We start from the raw sequence: 19,731 nt of genomic DNA, 5'->3' as shown, positions 1-19,731 counted from the left end.
AAGGCCCAGGCGAAGGCGCAGACGGCGGGCCCGGCGCCCGCCGCGCCCGTGCAGGCCCCGACCGCCCCCGCGCAGCCCGCGCAGCCCGCGAAGCCCGCGGCCGCGCCCAAGGCCGCCGCGGCCACCGAGGCGGAGGCGGGACCCGAGTACGTGACGCTGCGCGGCCCCTCGGCGGCCGTGGCCAAGAACATGGCCGCCTCCCTCGAACTGCCCACGGCGACCTCCGTGCGCGCGGTCCCGGTGAAGCTGCTGTTCGACAACCGCATCGTCATCAACAACCACCTCAAGCGCGCCCGCGGCGGGAAGATCTCCTTCACGCACCTGATCGGGTACGCGATGGTGCAGGCCATCAAGGCCATGCCGTCGATGAACCACTCGTTCGCCGAGAAGGACGGCAAGCCCACCCTGGTCAAGCCGGAGCACGTCAACCTCGGCCTCGCGATCGACCTGGTCAAGCCCAACGGCGACCGCCAGCTCGTGGTCGCGGGCATCAAGAAGGCCGAGACGCTCGGCTTCTTCGAGTTCTGGCAGGCGTACGAGGACATCGTCAGGCGCGCCCGCAACGGCAAGCTCACGATGGACGACTTCTCCGGCGTCACGGTCTCGCTGACCAACCCGGGCGGCATCGGCACGGTCCACTCGGTGCCGCGGCTGATGCCCGGGCAGAGCGTCATCCTGGGCGTCGGCGCGATGGAGTACCCGGCGGAGTTCCAGGGCACGTCGCAGGACACCCTGAACAAGCTCGGCATCTCCAAGGTCATGACCCTGACGTCGACCTACGACCACCGGGTCATCCAGGGCGCGGCCTCCGGCGAGTTCCTGCGCATCGTCAACCAGCTGCTGCTGGGCGAGAACGGCTTCTACGACGAGATCTTCGAGTCCCTGCGCATCCCGTACGAGCCCGTGCGGTGGATGAAGGACATCGACGCCTCGCACGACGACGACGTCACCAAGGCGGCCCGCGTCTTCGAGCTGATCCACTCCTACCGGGTGCGCGGCCACGTCATGGCCGACACCGACCCGCTGGAGTACCGCCAGCGCAAGCACCCCGACCTGGACGTCACCGAGCACGGCCTCACCCTGTGGGACCTGGAGCGCGACTTCGCGGTCGGCGGTTTCGCCGGCAAGTCGACGATGACGCTGCGCGACATCCTGGGCGTCCTGCGCGACTCGTACTGCCGCACCATCGGCATCGAGTACATGCACATCCAGGACCCGAAGCAGCGCAAGTGGATCCAGGACCGGGTGGAGCGCCCGCACGCCAACCCGGAGCGCGAGGAACAGCTGCGCATCCTGCGCCGCCTGAACGCGGCCGAGGCGTTCGAGACGTTCCTCCAGACCAAGTACGTGGGCCAGAAGCGCTTCTCGCTCGAAGGCGGCGAGTCCGTCATCCCGCTGCTCGACGCGGTCCTCGACGCGGCCGCCGAGTCGCGCCTCGACGAGGTCGTCATCGGCATGGCCCACCGCGGCCGCCTCAACGTGCTGGCGAACATCGTCGGGAAGTCGTACGCGCAGATCTTCCGCGAGTTCGAGGGCAACCTCGACCCGAAGTCGATGCACGGCTCGGGCGACGTGAAGTACCACCTCGGCGCCGAGGGCACGTTCACCGGCCTCGACGGCGAGCAGATCAAGGTGTCGCTCGCGGCGAACCCCTCGCACCTGGAGACCGTCGACCCGGTCATCGAGGGCATCGCCCGCGCCAAGCAGGACATCATCAACAAGGCGGGCACGGACTTCACGGTCCTGCCGGTCGCCCTGCACGGCGACGCGGCCTTCGCGGGCCAGGGCGTCGTCGCGGAGACGCTGAACATGTCGCAGCTGCGCGGCTACCGCACCGGCGGCACCGTGCACATCGTCATCAACAACCAGGTCGGCTTCACCGCCGCCCCCGAGGCGTCCCGCTCGTCGATGTACGCGACGGACGTGGCCCGCATGATCGAGGCGCCGATCATCCATGTCAACGGCGACGACCCGGAGGCCGTGGTCCGCGTCGCGCGGCTCGCCTTCGAGTTCCGCCAGGCGTTCAACAAGGACGTCGTCATCGACATGATCTGCTACCGCCGCCGCGGCCACAACGAGGGCGACAACCCGCAGTTCACCAACCCGCAGATGTACAACCTGATCGACAACAAGCGCTCGGTGCGCAAGCTGTACACCGAGTCGCTGATCGGCAGGGGCGACATCACCCTCGAAGAGGCCGAGCAGGCGCTCCAGGACTTCCAGGGGCAGCTGGAGAAGGTCTTCGCTGAGGTCCGCGAGGCCACCTCGCAGCCGTCCGAGGCGGTCGTCCCCGACGCGCAGGCCGAGTTCCCGGTGAGCGTGCAGACCGGGGTCTCGCAGGAGGTCGTCAAGCGGATCGCCGAGTCGCAGGTCAACATCCCCGAGTCGATCCACGTCCACCCGCGGCTGATGCCGCAGCTCCAGCGCCGCGCGGCCTCCGTGGACGACGGCACGATCGACTGGGGCACGGGCGAGACGCTGGCCATCGGCTCGCTGCTGATGGAGGGCACCCCGGTGCGCCTCGCCGGCCAGGACACCCGCCGCGGCACCTTCGGCCAGCGCCACGCGGTCCTGGTGGACCAGCAGAGCGGCGAGGAGTACACGCCGCTGCAGTACCTGACGGAGGACCAGGCCCGCTACAACGTCTACGACTCGCTGCTCAGCGAGTACGCGGCGATGGGCTTCGAGTACGGCTACTCGCTGGCCCGCCCGAACGCGCTGGTCATGTGGGAGGCGCAGTTCGGCGACTTCGTCAACGGCGCGCAGTCGATCGTGGACGAGTACATCTCGGCCGCCGAGCAGAAGTGGGGCCAGACCTCCGGCGTCACCCTGCTGCTGCCGCACGGCTACGAGGGCCAGGGCCCCGACCACTCGTCGGCCCGCATCGAGCGCTTCATGGCGCTGTGCGCGCAGGGCAACATGACGGTCGCAGTGCCGACGCTCCCGTCGAACTACTTCCACCTGCTGCGCTGGCAGGTCCACAACCCGCACCACAAGCCGCTGATCGTCTTCACCCCGAAGTCGATGCTCCGGCTGAAGGCCGCGCAGTCGAAGACCGAGGAGTTCACCTCCGGCGGGTTCCGCCCGGTGATCGGCGACGACAGCGTCGATCCGGCGCAGGTGCGCAAGGTCGTCTTCACGGCGGGCAAGGTCTACTACGACCTCGACGCCGAGCGGAAGAAGCGCGGCGCGACGGACACGGCGATCATCAGGCTTGAGCGTCTTTACCCGCTGCCGGGCGCGGAGCTCCAGGCGGAGATCGCGAAGTTCCCGAACGCCGAGAAGTACCTGTGGGCGCAGGAGGAGCCGGCGAACCAGGGTGCCTGGCCGTTCGTCGCGCTCAACCTGATCGACCACCTGGACCTCGCGGTCGGCGCCGACGTGCCGCACGGCGAGCGGCTGCGCCGCATCTCGCGCCCGCACTCCTCGTCCCCCGCCGTGGGCTCGAAGAAGCGTCACGAGCAGGAGCAGGAGCAGCTGGTCAACGAGGTCTTCGACGCCTGAGGCCCCGGGCCCGACCGGATTGGCACAGGGGCCCGGCCCCGCGAGGAGCGTTCCTCGCGGGGCCGGGCCCTTCGCCGCGTGGGGCCGGGCCCTTCGCCGCGTGGGGCCGCCGTCAGACGATCTGGGGTTCGAAGTCCCAGTACGGCCGGGTGCGCGAGCGGGCCGCCAGCGTGTGCGGGTGCTGCGCGCCGAGCGTGGCGGCGAGGTCGTCGAGCGCCTCGGCCTCCGTCTTGTCGGCCTCCAGGCGCTTGCCGAGCGTGCGCAGGTCCGCCGCGGTGGCGACGCGCGCGGAGAGCGTCAGCGGGTGGGTGCGGCCCAGGGTCTGGGCCGCCCGCGCCGCGGTGTCCGCGTTGAGGGCGGACGCCGACTCGGTGTCGCCGCGCAGCGAGCGCATCTCGGAGGCGTTGATGGCGCACCCCAGGGTCCACGGGTGGTCGTCGCCTACCGCGGCGCGCATCCCGGCGAGGGCGTGCTCGGCCAGCTCGTACGCCTGCTCGCGCTCGCCGACGGCCCGCATGATGAGGGCCTGGTTGGAGCGGGCGCCCGTCGGGAAGGGGTGGCCGGGCCCGAGCAGCAGCGTGTAGCCCTCCACCACGCGCTCGCTTATCTCCCTGGCCTGGTCGATGTCGCCGTGCTCGCGGGCGAAGCAGCTCTGCCCCGCCGCGAAGCGCAGGGTGTCGGGGTCGCCCTCGCCGAGGACGCGCTCGCTGCGTTCGAGGACGCCGGTGAAGAGTTCCGCGGCCTCCCTGCGGCGGCCGATGCGGTAGAGGGTGAGGGCGAGGTTGTGCTCCGCGTTGAGCGTCTGCGGGTTGTCGGGACCGAGGACGCCGCGGTGGACCCGTACGCTCTGCGCCTGGATCGACTCGGCCTCGCTGTAGCGGCCGAGCAGCCGCTGGTCGGTGGAGACGTGGATCTCGGAGAAGAGGGACCAGCGGTGGCGCGGCCTCAGCAGGCGCCGCCGCTCGGCCAGGGTCCGCAGGTCGAGGTCGAGGGCCTCGGGGTAGCGGCCCAGCAGGCGCAGGGACACGGCCACGTTGTTCTGCGCGTTCAGCGTCCTGGCGTCCTGGTCGCCGAGGAGCTCCTGGTAGGCGTCGAGGACCCAGCGCGAGATGGTGTACGCCTCGTCGTAGCGGCCGAGGCCGCGCAGGTCGGCGGCGAGGCCGCCGGCGGCCCGCAGATGGCTGAGGTCCTTGGCGCCGTGGGCCTCCCTGAGGTGGTCGACCGCCGTGCGTTCGAGTGCCTCGGTGTGCGCGTAGTCGCCGACCGCGCGCAGCAGGTTGGCGTAGTGGTGGGTGAGGTCCCAGATGCGCGGGTGGGTGTCGCCCAGCTGTTCCTTCCACGCCTTCATGGCGCGGCTGCCGAGGGTGAGGCCCGCCTGGTACTCGCCCGAGTGCAGCATGTACTGGAGGCAGTTGAGCACCAGGGTGTGCATGGCGGGGCTTGTGGTCCTGAGCACGTCGGCCCAGCGCAGGTGGGGCGCGATCTCCGCGTACTCGGGCCACATCCGGGAGTCGGTCGGCTGCCCAGGGTCGGCGGCGGCCAGCGCGCGCCGCACGACCTCGATCAGCTCGTCGTGGTCCTCCGCCGGCATGTCCTGGCGGATGATCTGGTGCACGAGCCGGTGCATGTAGAGGGTGTCGCCCGGCACGGCTCCGCCGGCCTCCGGCATGGTCTCGTGGATCTCCCGGTCGCCGACGCCCGCGGCGCGCACCACCGCGTACTGGCGGAGCTTGTTGATGGCGGCGGCCCAGCTGACGGAGTTGGTGACGAGGCCGCGCAGGCTCTCCGGCAGCTCCTGCGCGGGCAGGTCGCGCACGAGGCGCACCGGGATGGCGCCCGGCGCGAAGAACGCGCACAGGCGCAGCAGGGTGACGGCCTCGGGGACGGTCTCCCTGAGGCGGTTGAGCAGTATCGACCAGCTGGTGGGGAAGGAGGTCGGGAAGTCGCGGGAGACCCGTACGACGTCCTCGTCGATGCCCTCCTGCTCCAGCAGGGCGATGTACTCGTCCACGGACATGTCCGAGTCGTTGAGCCAGCCCGCGGTCTGGTCGAGCAGCAGCGGCAGGTCTTCGAGGGCCTCGGCGAGCCGGTCGGCCTCGCGCGCGGTCAGGCGCGGGGCGCGGCGCAGGACGAACGACACCGACTCGTCGCGGTCGTAGGCGGGGACCTCCATCAGGAGGCTGTTGTGCTGGGCCCACTCGGGGTTGCGGGCCGTGATGAGCACGTCGCCCGGGCCCTCGGGCACCAGGTCCCAGATGGCCTCGGGGTCGTCGGCGCCGTCGAAGACGATCAGCCAGCGGGCGTACGGGTCGCCGCGGCGCAGCGCGATGCGGGTGGCGCGCAGCCGCTCGCCGTAGTCGACACCGGTGGACAGGCCGAGTTCTGGGGCGAGTTGGGCGAGGCGCTGGCGGCACACCGCGCGCTTGTCCGCGGCGACCCACCACACCACGTCGTACTCGGCGCCGAAGCGGTAGACGTACTCGGCGGCCAGCTGGGTCTTGCCGACGCCCGACATGCCGTGCAGTGTGACGACGCGGGCGCCGTCCTCGGCGCTCTTGAGGGTGTGGTAGATGTCGTTGAGGAGCGGCTCGCGGCCGGTGAAGCGGGTGTTGCGGCGTGGCACACCGCCCCACACGTCGGAGGGGTCGTTGGGGAAGCGCGGGCCGCCGCGCGGGGTCCGGTCGGCGGGGAGCGGGTCCGTGGGCAGTCCGAGTCTGGCCAGGACGCGCCGCTCGGCCTCCTGCTCGCCCACGGTGGTGAGGTCGGCCGCGGCGAACACCGCGGTGGCGGGCGGCAGTGCGTCGTTGGTGACGGACACCCCGGCGAACCTGCCGGGGTCGGGGGCCACGACCTCGGTCAGCGCGCTGTTCCACTCGGCCTGGGTGCGCGGGCCCAGCTGGAAGTACCAGGTGCTGAGGATGACGAGGACGGGGCCGGGGGCGAGGGCGAGGGCGCGCAGGGAGTCCGCGAGCGGGGTGCCTTCCTGGGGGTCCCACCGCTGGTAGGAGACCGTGTGCCCGCGGCGCTCGAGACGGTCCCCTATCCAGGCGGCCCACACGCGGTTGTACCCGGCGAAGCTGATCGTCACGGTCAGCGGCCCGGACTCGGCAACCCTCTTGCGTGCTCCGGGCATTCAACCGTCTCCCATCATGATGCGCCCACCTGACATGACGTCGAGCTTAGGCCCTGGCAGGGCGATCCTGGCGGGGTTCGGCGGGACGTGGGGGCGAGCCGCGGGGGGCCGGCGGGAAGATTCATGCGTCCGGTCGTCCCCCGCCCCGGCCGAGGGGGGCGGGGCCACCGCCCGCTCCCGGTGTCGCGAGGGCCGCGGTGCGGTGGCGCTGCCGCCACAGTGTGCGTGCGGTGTCGACGTAGGCGCGGGCCCGCGCGGCGTGTCCCGGGGGCGGCGGGTCGGCGGCGAGCCGCTCGTGAGTGGCCGTCATCTCATCGACGAGAAGGCGGCCTTGGGGGGTGAGGGCGCCGGATCCCGCGAGGACGGGCAGCACCGCGGCCACCTGTTCCGCGCAGCGGGCGTGCTCGGCCCACGCCAGGTCGCGCGCGGTGGTGCCGGGGGCGGCGAGGGCGTAGCGCTGCCAGTAGTCGGCGAGCGCGAGGTGGGAGTAGGCACCCTGGAGAAGTCCGTCGAAGGGGCGCGGATCGGTGCGCCAGGGCGCGAAATACGCTTCTGCCGGGCCCGCTTCGTGCAACCGGACGAGGGCGCTCAGTGCGGCGAGCTTGGTGTGCTGGAGCTCGTGGACGAGGGTCGCGGCGAGGTAGGCGGAGGTGGAGGGGAGGCTGCTGAGGACGGCGCCGAACGCCTCGCGCCGGGTGCCGCTGCAGTGGGAGGCGCTCTCGCCTGCCGGGCCCCGGCCCGGGGGCGGCGCGAGCGGTACCAGGCAGCGCAGCAGGAGAGTCGCCTCCTGGACCCGGTGGGCGCCGCCGGCCCGCAGGACGGCCTCGGTGCCGGCCCAGGAGGCCGCCCAGGCCGCGCGGCTCGCCGGGTCGAGGCGGGTGACGGCGCCGAGGCCGTGGCGTTCGAGTCCGCTGCCCGCGGTGCGGTACGGGTCGAGGTCGTCGAGGAGCACGGGCGCCGCGCCGGGCAGCAGGGCGGGCAGCGAGCCGAGCGGCAGCCAGCGCGGGTCGTCGCCGCGGGCGGCGCTCGCGGCCCCGGTGGGCCCTGCGGCGGTGGTGACCACGGCGGGCGGGGTGGCGGGGCCCTGGCGCAGGGTGAGGACCCCTTCGGTGTCGAGGCCGAGGTCCACCCGGGTGCCGGGGCAGGTGTGCAGGGCGCCGAGGGTGGGCAGGGCGAGCAGGCCGCCGTGGGCGGTGAGCCGGGCGGTGAAGGGGAACCGGGCGCGTACCGCGGCGGCTGCCGCGACCGCCCCGAAGTGGGCGAGGTCGGCGGCGAGGTCGCCACCGGTGCCCGGCCCGTCCGCCGTCAGGCCGTAGAGGCAGCGCTGGGCCCACGGCCCGGTCATCGGGTGCAGCAGGACGGCGCGTACGGCGTCCCGGTCGGCGCGCTCGGCCGCTTCGAGCAGCGCCCAGTCGGCGAGCAGCCGGTCGCGGGCGGCGGGCGGGCACCGGCCGGGGGGCGCCGCGGCGGCCGCGTCGAGCACGGCTCTGAGGCGGACGAGCCGCCGTGCGTGCTGGTCGCGTACGAGCAGGCCGAGGGCGCGCGGGCCGCCCTCCGTGCGGCCGAGTTCACGCAGCAGGGGCGCGGGCACGGGGCCCGGCGGGGCGGCTGTGGGGGCGGTTGTGGGGGTGGCGTTCACGGGGACCTCACTTGCCGCTCCCGACGGCCGCGGCCGCGAGCCGCGCTGCGGCGTGCCGGATCAGCCGGTCGAGGTCGGCGCAGTAGACGGACGGGTGGCGAAAGCCGCGGCCCGCGCGGTAGCGGTGGGCGTAGTGGCCGCCTCCGCAGACGGCGAGCAGCGGGCAGGCACGGCAGGCGGGGGCGAGTGCGGCGGGGCCCGCCTGGCGCGCGGCGACGGCGGGGTGGCCGAGCACCTCGTCGAAGCTGTGCCCGAACACGTCGAGGCCGGTGGCGGCCGCCCCGTCGTAGGCGGACTTGAGGGAGTCGACCTGTTCGATCGCACCGTCGGTCTCCACGACGACCGTCGCCACCGGGTCGAGGCCGAGCGACTCGGTGGCGCCCGGCAGGCCGAGCAGCAGGCCCGCGCACTCCTCGAACAGCCGGATCCGCGTCTCCCGCCTGTCCGCGTCCCACCAGCGGTCGAAGACGGCGCAGAGCCAGTCGCCGTACGGGGTGGGGCGGGCGGTGCCTGGCGCGGTCGCCGGGTCGCCTCCCGGCAGTCCCGGCGGCGGCTTCGTCCAGTTGCCGTGCGGGAGGAGCAGGTCGAGGGCGGGCGGTGCGAGCGGCAGCAGTGACTCGTAGAACTCGACGGGGTCGGTGCGCGGGTCGACGACGGCGAGGACGCCCGCGTAGGCCTCGGGCGCGCGCTGGGCGAGCAGCCGGGCGCCGCGGGCCGCCGCGGGCCAGGAGGGGCGGCCCGCGTGGTCGACGCGGGCGGCGTTGTGGGCGGGCAGGCCGCCGTCGAGGCTGATGCCGACGCGTACGCGGTGGCGGGCGAGGATGTCGACCGCGCGGGCGTCGAGGAGGGTGGCGTTGGTCTGCACGGAGGCGTGCACGGCGCAGTCGGCGGGCACCGAGTCGCGTACCAGGCCGGCGAAGGCGGCGAGCCGTTCCGCGCCCGCGAGCAGGGGCTCCCCGCCGTGCAGGACGAGGGAGAGCGCGGGCAGGGCGTGGGCGCGGGCGTGTTCGGCGATCCGTGCGGCGGTGCGGGCCAGGACGTCGTCGTCTGCGCGCGCGGGGCGGGCGCGCCAGGTGCGGTCGGGGCCCGCGTACAGGTAGCAGTAGCGGCAGGCGAGGTTGCACCTGCCGTGCGCCTTGACGACGAACTGGCCGAAGGGCACGGGCGTGCCGGTGTACCCCGGTGTCCCCCTGCGCGGCACGAAGAACCCCCGATACTGTGCGGCTCGCGAAGCGGCGGGGAGCCGCCGCTGCGGTGCGGAACACCCCGAGACGGGATATGTCTGGGGCGGGCGGACGCGAACCGCGGGCGGACGATGTTGTCCGGTTCCCGAGCAGGCAGGTCCGAAAGCGTACGGCTGCCCGGAGTGCGGCATATGCGCCGGACAGGTGCCGGGCGCAGGCGTCCTCCCGCGGTCAGAACGCGTTCGTGAAGCCCCAGAGCATCTCGCGTGGGCGCTCGGCGCGCTCGCGCAGGTCCGCGACCATCGCCGCGAGCACGGGGTGGTCGAGGGTGCGCAGGGTCTCAAGGTCGACCTCGCAGAGGTCGGGGAGCGGCGGCGCGGCGCCCTCGCCCTCGGTGCCGGTGTCAGGGCTCAGCGGTTCACTCATGGTCTCTCCCCGTGGTCGCCGTGCGCGGGTCCCGGTGCGCGCTCCGTCCCGTGCGGCACTCGCCGTCGAGTCCCGTCCGCGGTCGCCGGGCCGCCGTCCGCCGCGGTGGCGCGTACGGTCCGGGGCGCGGTCCCCGCGGGGCGTGCCGCCGCCCCGGGGGTGCCGCACAGCACGCGGCGGCGTCCGGATCGTACGGTCCTCCGCTCAACGCCTCCCGGAATCGGTCGCTTTCGCTCGGTGGGCGACCCAGTGTGGTCGCTCCATGTCATGGGCAGCCGCCCGCCACCATTGAACGCTCACGGCTCCAGCTCCGCCAGACGGTCCAGCGTCTCCTCCCCCTCCTCGCCGCCGCCCCCGGGCAGTTTGCGCCACTGCTCGCGGGCCGCCCGGTAGGCGTCGCGGGCCGCGCGCGGACGGGCCGCCTCGGCATAGGTGCGCCCCCGTCCGTCATGGGCGCGCGCCTGGAGCGCGACCGCCTCCTCGGCGCGCCAGGTCAGGGCGGGGGTCGCGCCGTTGGCGCCCGCCTCGGCGCGGCGCGCCGCCTGCGCGGCCTCCCGGAACGCCTCCGCCGCCTCGTCGAGGCGGGTCGGGCGGTGGAGCACCCGGTGCGCGTCGAGGCGCGCGGCGCCCAGTTCGAGCCAGCAGCGCGCCGCCGTGAGCGGGTCGCGCGCCTCGCGCGCGGCCAGCCCGAAGAGGTACTCGGCCTCCCGCAGGTCGACCCGGTCCTCCGCGATGCGGTGCCTGATCATCAGGGCGCGGCCCAGCATCAGCAGCCGGTCCGCCTGGTGCGGGTCGCCGAGCGCGGTCTCGGCCCGGCAGTCGCGCAGCACCTGCACGGCCGCGTGCACGTGCTCGGCGCCGTCGGGCAGCGAGGCCCGCCGCAGCAGCGCGCTCCCCCACTCGGCCAGCACATCGGCGTGGGCGGCCGTGTCGCGCGGCACCCCCCGGGCGGCGAGCGCGAACGACCTTATGGCCTCGTGGAGTTCGGCAGGACCGCGGCCCTCGTCCGCCCGGTACCTGGCGAGCCTGAGGCGGGCCTCGCGCAGCCTGAGCTGGGCGCTGAGCCGCTCGTCGCGGACGATGCCGAGGGCCCGGCCGACCAGGGTGAGCCCGTCGTCGAGGGCGTCGCCCGAGGCCAGCAGCGCGTCGGCGAGGTCGAGTACGGTGCCCGCCTGCGTGCCGCCGGTCTGATGCGCGCCGCTCTGCTCGCCGAGCGCGCTCCGCAGCGACCTGGCGGCCTGCTTCGCGTACAGCTGGGCCTGTTCTGTGTCCTCCGTGGCGCCGGAGAGCCGCAGCAGCGTACGGCCGAGGGCGAGCGGCAGCGCGGCGGGGCGGCTGCGCTGGTCGGGCCAGGCGTCGGAGAACGCCTCCAGCATGCCGACGGCGCTCTGGAGCAGCGCGGTGTCGTGGCCGAGCCGCCACTGGGTCTCCAGGGCGCGCACCCGCTCAAGGGTCAGCCGCAGCGCGTCGCCCGGCTCCATGCCGGGGCTCGCGCAGGCGGCCGTGTACTCGCGGTCGGCCCGCTGGAGCAGGTCGAGCGCGCCGCGCTCGTCACCGCGCCGCTGGAGGTCGTCGGCGGCCGCGTGCAGGATCGCGGCGAGCACCGCGCGCCCGCGTGCGCCCCCGGAGTGGTCGACGGCCCACCGGGCGGCGTCCTCGGCCTCCTTGAGGAGCCCGGGGCCGCCCTGCACCTCCCACAGGCGCAGCAGGCAGTTCGCGAGCGTGGTGCGGACCTCCGTGCGCCCCTCCTCCGTGACGTCCGAGCCGTCCCCGCCGCCGGCCTCCTGCCGCCCGGCGGGGCGCGCGTCGGCCGCGACGGCGCCCCGCAGCAGCTGCACCGCGTCGAGGAGGTGCTGCATCATGCCGTCCGCCTCGTACTCCCGCACGAGCGACCACGCGGTGCGGACCGCGTCGGGGGCGGGGCGCGGCTCGTCGCCCTCGGCGGTGCGGCGGCCGGGCAGAGGCATGAACTGTTCGAGAACGTGCGCCGCGACCTCGGCGAACGGGTGCGGCACCGCGGATCTGGCGCGCCGCGCCTCCTCCGGGTCGCCGTCCTCGTCCGGGGAGTACGGGGACCCGGCGGCGGGGCGCCGCACCGGCCAGTCGATGCCGGAGCGTCCGCTGTCGAGCTGGGCCGCGGCGACGGCCGGGAAGTTCCAACTGCCCTTGCCGAAGTGCCGCTCGATGTAGTCGGAGCAGTGCTTCAGGACGAGCAGGGCCTCCTCGCGGGTGAGGGGCGCGAGGAGTTCGTCCTGTACGCCGGGGTCGAAGGCGTACCAGGGCCCGCCGTTCGCCGGGGCGTTCCGCTCAAGCCGCATCAGCCCGCCGAGCAGCACCTCCGCCAGCTCCGCCGGGCCGGAGTCGGGCAGCATCGTGCGCTGCACGAGCTGCATCACCGGCATCCACAGGGGCGCGGCCGCCAGGTATCCGGCGAGGCGGCCGGCGTCCCGCGACGACGCCGAGCGGAACCTGCGCACCACCTGCGCCGCGTGCAGCGGCTGCCCGCGGCGCGGCACGGCCGTCGCGGGCTGGTCGGGGCGCACCCAGCCGACCGCACCGTCCGTGTGGCCTGCGCCCGTGCCGGACAGCAGGGCCGCCCAGGCGCCGAGCGAGGCGGCGACGGGCGGCAGCACCGGCACGGCGACCGCGCCCGCTGCGCGCGCCGGGGCGCCACGTCCGACCAGCCGCAGCGTGCCCGCGTTCGCGCCCTCGCCGCGCGCGAGCACCCCGTACGTCACGGGCAGGGCCGTGCGGCTCCACAGCCGCTGCGGCAGGGGCTGGAGCACCGCGACGGGCGCGAGCCCGGCGAGCCGGTGCAGCAGGCGGTGGGCCTGGCCGCTGTACCAGAGCGGGCCTGCGCAGTCGCTGACCAGGATCGTGATGCGGCCGCCCGTGGGGTCGCAGAGCCGTTCCGCGGGGCCGAGCGCGGCGGCGGCCGGGTCCATGCTCGCGGAGACGGCGGGCTCCCCGTCGGGGCCCTGGTGGAGGTAGCGGGTGCGCACATCGCGGAAGGCGCCCAAATGGCCGAAAATATCTTCCAGTTCGGCGATGAGCTGCTGCCACACGAGCATCGAGGACGATACGTCCATCACCAGCTGGAGGTCCACGTCGGGACGCGGCTCGGCGCGGTGCACGGGCATGATGAGGCCGCCCGCGCGTGCGCTGAGGTCGGCCGTGGCCGCCTCGTCGAGCTCCGTCCGCGCGGGGGCGGTGGAGCGGCGGTAGCGCTGGAGCGGGCGCAGCGCGCGCTGCAGGCCGAGCGTGGCGGGCAGCGCGTTCGCGGTGGGGACGCCGAGCGGCAGCACGGCGCCGCCGGGGACCCCGGGCGCGAGGCCCGCCCGGGGGCGCCCGCCGGGGCCGCCGGGCGGTCCTGAGCCCAGGCGGTCGTTCCCGTCGTCGGCGCGCGGCGCGCCGAGCGCGACCCGCGGGTCGGTGGGCGGGCGTGCGGGGTCCTGGGGGTCGGCGGTGCCGTCCGTGCCGTTCACGGGTGCGGTGTTCCCGCCGTCCTGCGCGCCGCTCACACCGTCCACGGCGTTTTCCCCCGGCTGCGCGCCACCGGGTCCCGGGGGCCCGGACCGCCCGCCCGGCTCCGGTAACGGGGCGAGGTGCCCCGCGAGCCACAGCACGTCGCAGAGCTGGCGCGCGTCCGGGTCGAGCCCGGCCTGGCGCAGCCGGGCCACGAACGCCGCGAGCGCGGCGCGCTCCCCGCCGGGCGCCGCCGGGCCGCCGGGGCCGCCGTCCCTGGCCGGTACGCCGGACATCAGCGCATCACCTCGGCCGGTCGAGCCGCTGGATGAGCAGGTCGGCCAGGCGCTCACGGCTCTGCGGGGCCGCGATCCCCGTCAGGTACACGGCGTTGAGCAACTGGTCGGTGGCGATCTGCTGGCGCTGGGAGCGCTCGAAGAACTGGGAGATGAGGTCGCTGCCCGCCCGCGCCGCGTCCTCCCCGAGGTGCGCGGTGACGAAGGTGGAGAGCCGCTGGTGGTCGGGGCGGCCCAGTTCGAGGTGGATGCAGCGGCGCAGCAGCGGCGCCGGGAAGTCCCGCTCGCCGTTGCTGGTGAGGACGGTGAACGGGAAGGCGCGGCACTGCACACGGCCGCCCTTGACGGTGACCTTGGTGCCGTCGTGGGTGAGGACCTGGGCCTCGCCGTCCGGCAGCCGGTCGGCGATGCGCTCCAGTTCGGGGATGGCGAACTCGCCCTCCTCCAGCACGTTCAGCAGGTCGTTGGGGAGGTCGATGTCGCTCTTGTCCAGTTCGTCGATGAGCAGGACGCGCGGCCGGTCGGACGGCAGGAGCGCGGTGCCCAGCGGGCCGAGGCGGATGTAGCTGCCGACGTCGGCGGTCGGTTCTGTGCCGGAGTCCCCGCGGTGGGAGGCGAGTTGGACGTCCTGGAGCCGGGCGATCGCGTCGTAGTGGTAGAGGCCGTCGACCAGCCGGGTCCTGCTGACGATGGGCCAGCGCAGCACCCGGCCGAGGCCGAGTTCGGCGGCGACGGAGTGGGCCAGGGTGCTCTTGCCCGCGCCGGGGCTGCCGGTGACGAGCAGCGGGCGGCGCAGGTAGAGGGCCGCGTTGATCATCTCCAGCTCCTCCGCGCCCGGCCGGTGCAGCTCTGCGCGGTGCCGGTGGACGCCGAGGCGCCGGTCGGCGGACTCGTCCTCACCGCTCTCGTGCGACGCCGCGTCCCGGCCCGTGAAGTCCCGCCAGGGCGGCGGCGGGGGCAGCCGGGTGATGCCGTCGTGCGGTTCGCCCGCGCCGCGGTAGATGAGCCACTCGCTGGTTTCGCTCATAGCGTGTCCCTCATGGTCGTCGCTCGGCCGTCCGGTGTCGGTGACGCGGGGCGTGGTGCGCGGCGGGCCCCCGGGGCGGGTGCGGCGGGAGGACGCCGGTGGTGCGGGTCACGGCGCGTTCAGCAGGAGGCCGGGGCCGGGCAGCGGGTGGCGGGGGTCGTCGTAGAACAGCGCCACCTGGTCCGACCAGTAGGTCTCGGTCCTCTTCTGCCAGACTCCCTGCCGCAACTCATGGATTTTACCGGGGAGATGACCGGCCGTCCGCATCTCGGTGACCACCCGGGCGGCCTTGCGGTGCACATCGGCGCAGAGCGCCTCAGGGCCGGTCTCCGTCTCCCTGCGCAACAGCAGGACGCGGTAGCCGGTGCGGGCGAGCCGGGCGAAGCCCTCCGCCGCCTCAGGTCCCGGCCGCCGGCCGAAGTGGCACAGCACGGGCACGGTCTCGTGGGCGAGCGAGGCCAGCCGCTCCTCGCCCTCGACGGCGACCGGGTCGCCGTCCTGGCAGTCGACGTCCTCGGTGCGCATGCCCACCGTGTGCAGGTGGTCCCAGCGGGCCTGCTCCCCGGTGGCGCCGTCGAACGGCTCGGGGTCGAGGCAGCGCACCACCACGGGCCGCTGCACGCCGAGCGGCGGCATCCCCGGCACCACGCTCCACCGCTCCACGTCGAGGCCCAGCTCTCCCTGGCTCAGGGCGACTTGGAGGACCGCGGGCTCGTCGGGCTCGTCGCACTGGCGGAACGCCTCGGCGAGCGGGCCCGCCAGTGCGCCCGGCAGCTCGCCGAGCACCGTGCCGGTGCCGTCCCCTATGGCGTCGACCTCGCCGTTGAAGTGGGCGACGCCGACCCGCCAGTCGTAGCTGTCGCGCTCCCAGCCCCGGGGTTCGAGTTCGAGCAGGACACTGGCGCGCTCGCCGGGTCTTGGCCGCTCGCCGTACACGGGCAGGGCGCGGCGCTGCGCGCGGTCGGTGCGCTCACGGCTCTCGGCCCACAGCTGCCGCAGCTCGCCGCGGAAGGAGCGGGTCAGCCGGTCCCTGGCGAGCTCGCGCACCCAGTGGTACAGGGCCTCCTCCGCCCCGGCGGTCGCGGCGGTGACGTACGGCCGCTCGGCGGCGACTGCGCTCATGCAGTAGCGCAGGACCAGTTCGAGGTCGGCGGGGCCGCCGTGGGTCTCGCGCAGCTCACCGAGGCCGTCGCGCCAGCTGCGCGGCGCGGGCACCGGCTGGGTGCCGCGGCCGCCGCGCCGCCCCTCGGCCCTGCCGATCAGGTCGAGGAGGCTCGACGTGCTGACGGGCGGCGGGAGTTCGGCGAGCCGGCCGAGCAACTCGACGCGGTGCGCCGGCCCGAGGACGCGGCCCGCGCCCTTCTCAAGACGCGCCTGCACGTCGGTCCAGCTGTCCTCGGGGCCCGGGTGGTGGTGGCGGTCGCGGTGGTAGCGGTCGTGCGCGTGGCACACCGCGTGGTACGTGTCGTGCGCCTCGTCGCGCAGGAGGCCCGCGGGCGAGGGCAGGGTGCGCAGCTGCTCGACCCCGACGGCCGTGCCGCCGTCCGACCCGATGCTGCGGGACTTGATCACGCCGATCACCTGGCCGCGCCGCGGGTCGACGACGGGCCCGCCCGACATGCCCTCCGTGAGCACGTCGTCGCCGAGGCGGATCTGCGTGCCGACCGTGCCGAGGTCGCGGCCGCGTGCGCTGACGACGATCTCCAGCGCCCCGTCGACCTCGGCCCAGCCCGCCCAGAGCACCTTGCCGCCGTCGAACCGCTTGGCGACGCGCTCCGCGAGATAGACGCACGGGTGCGCGGTCGGGGTGTCGAGGCGGATCAGGGCGAGGTCGGGCGGCGGCACCCGGCGGCCCGGCTCGGGCGGCGCGGTCTCGCCCTCGGGCAGCACGGCGGTGAGGGTCCCGGCCACCGCGCGCTCGCCCCCGCCGTCCGGGTCGGCGAAGACCACCGTCACCTGGCACACCTCCCCCTGCCGCTCGCCCATCAGGCCTACGTGGGCGCATGTCAGCACCCAGTTGGGAGCGACGAAGAAGCCGCTGCCCAGGAAGGACCCCGGCCCGTGGGGGTCATACCCGGGGCCGGGCCGATGGATGCGCACGGTCGCGGCCGTCACGAGGCTCGCGAGAGCGGCGAGGGGTTCGTCCGGCGCGTAGTACGCGCCGTCCCCCTCCCCGTACGTCACTCTCCGCTCCCCGCGCCGGGCGCGCCGCCGCCCGGATGCGCCGCTGCGCCGGTCCCCGCCCCGGCGGACGGGGGCGTCTGCGGGGGTACGGGGGCGCTCGCGGGAGCGGCAGGGGACGCGGCGGGGGCGGTCAGGTCCGGTGGCCCGCCGTGCCAGTTGAGGGTGACGGTGATGCCGCCCTTCGCCTCGCCGTCCGCGATCAGCCCGACGACCTTGCCCGCCCTGGCGGTCAGTTCGATGGAGAACTCGACGCTGACCTCGTCGGGCCGTACGGCGCGCAGCGGCGCGGCGAGCGACCTGGCGACGCTCGCGACCACGTCCCCCAGGTCCTCCACCCGCGCGGCGACGCGCCGGCCCGCGCCGACGTCGGAGAACCGCAGCCCGCCCGAGGGCTCCTCCAGGGCCTCGGCCCCGGAGACCCTGGCCCATACGGGCGTCCCGTCGGGCATCTCCACCAGCGTGACGCGACTTCCGGAATCCACCACGACATCCCCCGATCCTGACGCCCCGTCGGTGCGGCCCCGAGTCCCGCAGGGTAGCGGCAGTGGACACGGGGACGCGAGGTCACACGGGCCGCCACCGGGACAGACGCCCCGCGGCGGCCTCCGGTTCTCGCCCCGACCTGGGCCCTTTACGCTGACGGGCATGTACTTCACCGATCGGGGCATCGAGGAGCTCGCCTCCCGCAGGGGCGAGGAAGAGGTCACCTTCGAATGGCTGGCCGAACAACTGCGGATCTTCGTCGACCTCAATCCCGACTTCGAGGTGCCGGTCGAGCGGCTTGCGACCTGGCTGGCCCGGCTGGACGACGACGAGGACGAGGACGACGCGTAACGGACCCGACCGGACGCCGCAGACGCCGCAGACGCCGCAGACCACACCGACCACACAGGGGACGCAGGCGGCACAGACGGTGAGAACGGCGCGGCCGACGCGTCGGAGGACGACGTCCGATCGCGCCGTGGCGTGGCGTGGCGTGGCGTGGTCGCGGGCCTGCGACCACCCACCTCCCTCATCCACGACATATCGCGTCCTGTCAAAGGACGCGATATATTGTGTCCCGTCATGCCGTGGACGGGTCCCGGCGCGCCCCGCGCGCCCGGGACGGATCGGGGGCCATCGATGTCACAGCTGCCGCGGTCGACCTGGCGGGTCGCCGAGCCGCACACCCTCACCTTCGACCTGACCGAGCAGCCGCTCACCGCCCTGCGCGTACGCGTCGTGGGCGGCACGGTCAACGTGGTCGGCGCCGACCCCGCCGCCCTCGCCGCGCAGGGCGGCGCGCGCCTGGAGATCAGCGACATCCAGGGCCCGCCACTCGTGGTGACCAGGGACGGCGGCACGCTCGGCGTCGGGTACGGGGACCTGACGAGGCAGGGCCTGCTCGACTGGCTCGGCGGCCGGCGGGGGCACGGCCGCAGTGCCGTCGTCTCCCTCACCGTCCCCTGGTCCGCCTCGGCCGAGGTCGGCTTCGTCGGCGCGGCGGCCGTGGTGTCGGGGATGCGGGGCCGTACCGAGGTGCGGGGCGTCACGGGCGACGCGACACTGGTCCGCCTCCGCGGCGGGGTGCTCGCCGAGACGGTGTCCGGCGCGGTGGAGGCGCAGGCCGTCACGGGCGCGCTGCGCTTCCACTCGGTCTCGGGCGACCTGACGGTGGTGGAGGGCGCGGGGTCGTCCGTACGGGCGGACTCCGTCAGCGGCGCCATGGTGCTCGACCTCGACCCGGCGGCCGGCCCCGCGGACATCCGGCTGAGCACGGTCTCGGGCGAGGTCGCGATCCGGCTGCCGTACCCGGTGGACACCGAGGTGGAGGCGAACACCGCCGGCGGGCGGGTCAGCAGCGCGTTCGAGGACCTCAGGGTGACCGGCGGGTGGGGCGCGAAGAGGCTCAGCGGGACGCTCGGTTCCGGCGGCGGCACGCTGCGCGCGTCCACCGTGTCCGGCGCGATCGCCCTGCTGCGCAGGCCACCGGCCGAGGACCTGGCGGACGCCGGGCCCGCCCGTACGAAGGAGCTGTGACATGCCGCCCGTCTTCGCCCACGGCCGCCTGCGGCTGTATCTGCTCAAGCTCCTCGACGAGGCGCCCCGCCACGGGTACGAGGTGATCAGACTGCTGGAGGAGCGCTTCCAGGGCCTGTACGCGCCCTCGGCGGGCACGGTCTATCCGCGGCTGGCGAAGCTGGAGTCCGAGGGCCTCGTCACGCACGCCACCGAGGGCGGCCGCAAGGTCTACTCGATCACCGACGCGGGCCGCGCCGAGCTGGCCGGGCGCGGCGGGGAACTCGCCGAGCTCGAACTGGAGATCCGCGAGTCGGTCTCCGAGCTCGCCGCGGAGATCCGCGACGACGTACGCGGCGCGGCCGGGCGGCTGCGCAGCGAGATGCGCGCGGCGGCGCGGGCCTCGGACCCCGGCGAGGCGGCGGGCACAGGCGCGGACGCGAGCGGGGACCAGGAGGCGTGGTGGACGACGCGCGAGGAGATGCGCCGCGCCAAGCAGGAGTGGAAGGAGCAGGCGCGGCGGGCGAAGGACGAGTCGCGCCGGGCCCGTGAGGAGGCGCAGCGCGCGCGGCGGCAGGCCAAGGAGGCGCAGGACTTCGCCCGTGACGAGGTGCTGCGGATGGCCCGCCAGGTGCAGGAGCAGGTGCAGGTCCACTTCGCGCGGGGCGACTGGCCGACCGGCGTGCGGGAGGGCCTGTCCGAGATCGCGGGCCGGCTGAGCGGTCTGGCGACGGGCCGCCCCGGCACGGCGTACGGCGCGGAGTCGGACCGCACGCAGCCCACGGCGGGCCCGGCCTCGGACCGCACGGGATCCCCGGACGGCCCGGCCTCGGACCGCACGGGATCCCCGGACGGCCCGGCCTCGGACCGCACGG

General features: G+C 74.8%; 12 protein-coding genes. 4 read left to right on the top strand and 8 right to left on the bottom strand.

The features are described 5' to 3' along the window. On the top strand, window positions 1-3,504 hold a 3,504-nt coding region (locus tag ABEA77_RS21655), incomplete at its 5' end, for a multifunctional oxoglutarate decarboxylase/oxoglutarate dehydrogenase thiamine pyrophosphate-binding subunit/dihydrolipoyllysine-residue succinyltransferase subunit (protein WP_345650121.1). Between the two features lie 112 nt (window positions 3,505-3,616). Here the strand turns inward: ABEA77_RS21655 and fxsT are convergent. From fxsT to ABEA77_RS21615, 8 genes are all read right to left on the bottom strand, one after another. Further along, window positions 3,617-6,637, bottom strand: coding sequence for an FxSxx-COOH system tetratricopeptide repeat protein (gene fxsT, locus ABEA77_RS21650; RefSeq protein ID WP_345650118.1), 3,021 nt, complete (start codon window positions 6,635-6,637; stop codon window positions 3,617-3,619). A gap of 121 nt (window positions 6,638-6,758) precedes the next feature. Further along, window positions 6,759-8,276: an aKG-HExxH-type peptide beta-hydroxylase gene (locus ABEA77_RS21645; protein WP_345650116.1), complete on the bottom strand. Its 1,518-nt coding sequence runs from the start codon at window positions 8,274-8,276 to the stop codon at window positions 6,759-6,761. Between the two features lie 7 nt (window positions 8,277-8,283). Continuing rightward, window positions 8,284-9,438, bottom strand: a complete 1,155-nt coding sequence (locus ABEA77_RS21640) for an FxsB family cyclophane-forming radical SAM/SPASM peptide maturase (protein ID WP_425588350.1) — start codon at window positions 9,436-9,438, stop codon at window positions 8,284-8,286. Between the two features lie 253 nt (window positions 9,439-9,691). Next, window positions 9,692-9,886, bottom strand: a complete 195-nt coding sequence (gene fxsA, locus ABEA77_RS21635) for an FxSxx-COOH cyclophane-containing RiPP peptide (RefSeq protein WP_345650110.1) — start codon at window positions 9,884-9,886, stop codon at window positions 9,692-9,694. Window positions 9,887-10,182: 296 nt separating this feature from the next. Beyond that, the gene (locus tag ABEA77_RS21630) at window positions 10,183-13,647 is read right to left on the bottom strand and encodes an SAV_2336 N-terminal domain-related protein (protein WP_345650108.1); all 3,465 of its coding nucleotides are present in this window, start codon (window positions 13,645-13,647) and stop codon (window positions 10,183-10,185) included. A gap of 7 nt (window positions 13,648-13,654) precedes the next feature. After that, window positions 13,655-14,674: an AAA family ATPase gene (locus ABEA77_RS21625; RefSeq protein WP_345650106.1), complete on the bottom strand. Its 1,020-nt coding sequence runs from the start codon at window positions 14,672-14,674 to the stop codon at window positions 13,655-13,657. A gap of 108 nt (window positions 14,675-14,782) precedes the next feature. Beyond that, window positions 14,783-16,858, bottom strand: a complete 2,076-nt coding sequence (locus ABEA77_RS21620) for a VMAP-C domain-containing protein (RefSeq protein ID WP_345650103.1) — start codon at window positions 16,856-16,858, stop codon at window positions 14,783-14,785. Continuing rightward, window positions 16,855-17,343, bottom strand: coding sequence for a CU044_2847 family protein (locus ABEA77_RS21615; RefSeq protein WP_345650100.1), 489 nt, complete (start codon window positions 17,341-17,343; stop codon window positions 16,855-16,857). Before ABEA77_RS21615 ends, ABEA77_RS21620 begins: the two co-directional genes overlap by 4 nt. A 160-nt stretch (window positions 17,344-17,503) precedes the next feature. Between ABEA77_RS21615 and ABEA77_RS21610 the strand changes: the two genes are divergently transcribed. From ABEA77_RS21610 to ABEA77_RS21600, 3 genes are all read left to right on the top strand, one after another. Next, window positions 17,504-17,692 carry a DUF6104 family protein gene (locus ABEA77_RS21610; protein WP_345650097.1) on the top strand — a complete coding sequence of 63 codons (189 nt, stop codon included), beginning with the start codon at window positions 17,504-17,506 and terminating at the stop codon, window positions 17,690-17,692. 297 nt (window positions 17,693-17,989) lie between these two features. After that, window positions 17,990-18,877, top strand: a complete 888-nt coding sequence (locus tag ABEA77_RS21605) for a DUF4097 family beta strand repeat-containing protein (RefSeq protein WP_345650135.1) — start codon at window positions 17,990-17,992, stop codon at window positions 18,875-18,877. A gap of 1 nt (window position 18,878) precedes the next feature. Continuing rightward, on the top strand, window positions 18,879-19,731 hold an 853-nt coding region (locus ABEA77_RS21600), incomplete at its 3' end, for a PadR family transcriptional regulator (RefSeq protein ID WP_345650095.1).

The organism is Streptomyces tremellae (assembly GCF_039540215.1).
Lineage (GTDB): Bacteria > Actinomycetota > Actinomycetes > Streptomycetales > Streptomycetaceae > Streptomyces > Streptomyces tremellae.
Note: the sequence above shows the minus strand (reverse complement) of the source record. Positions and strands in the feature narration are given on the sequence as shown.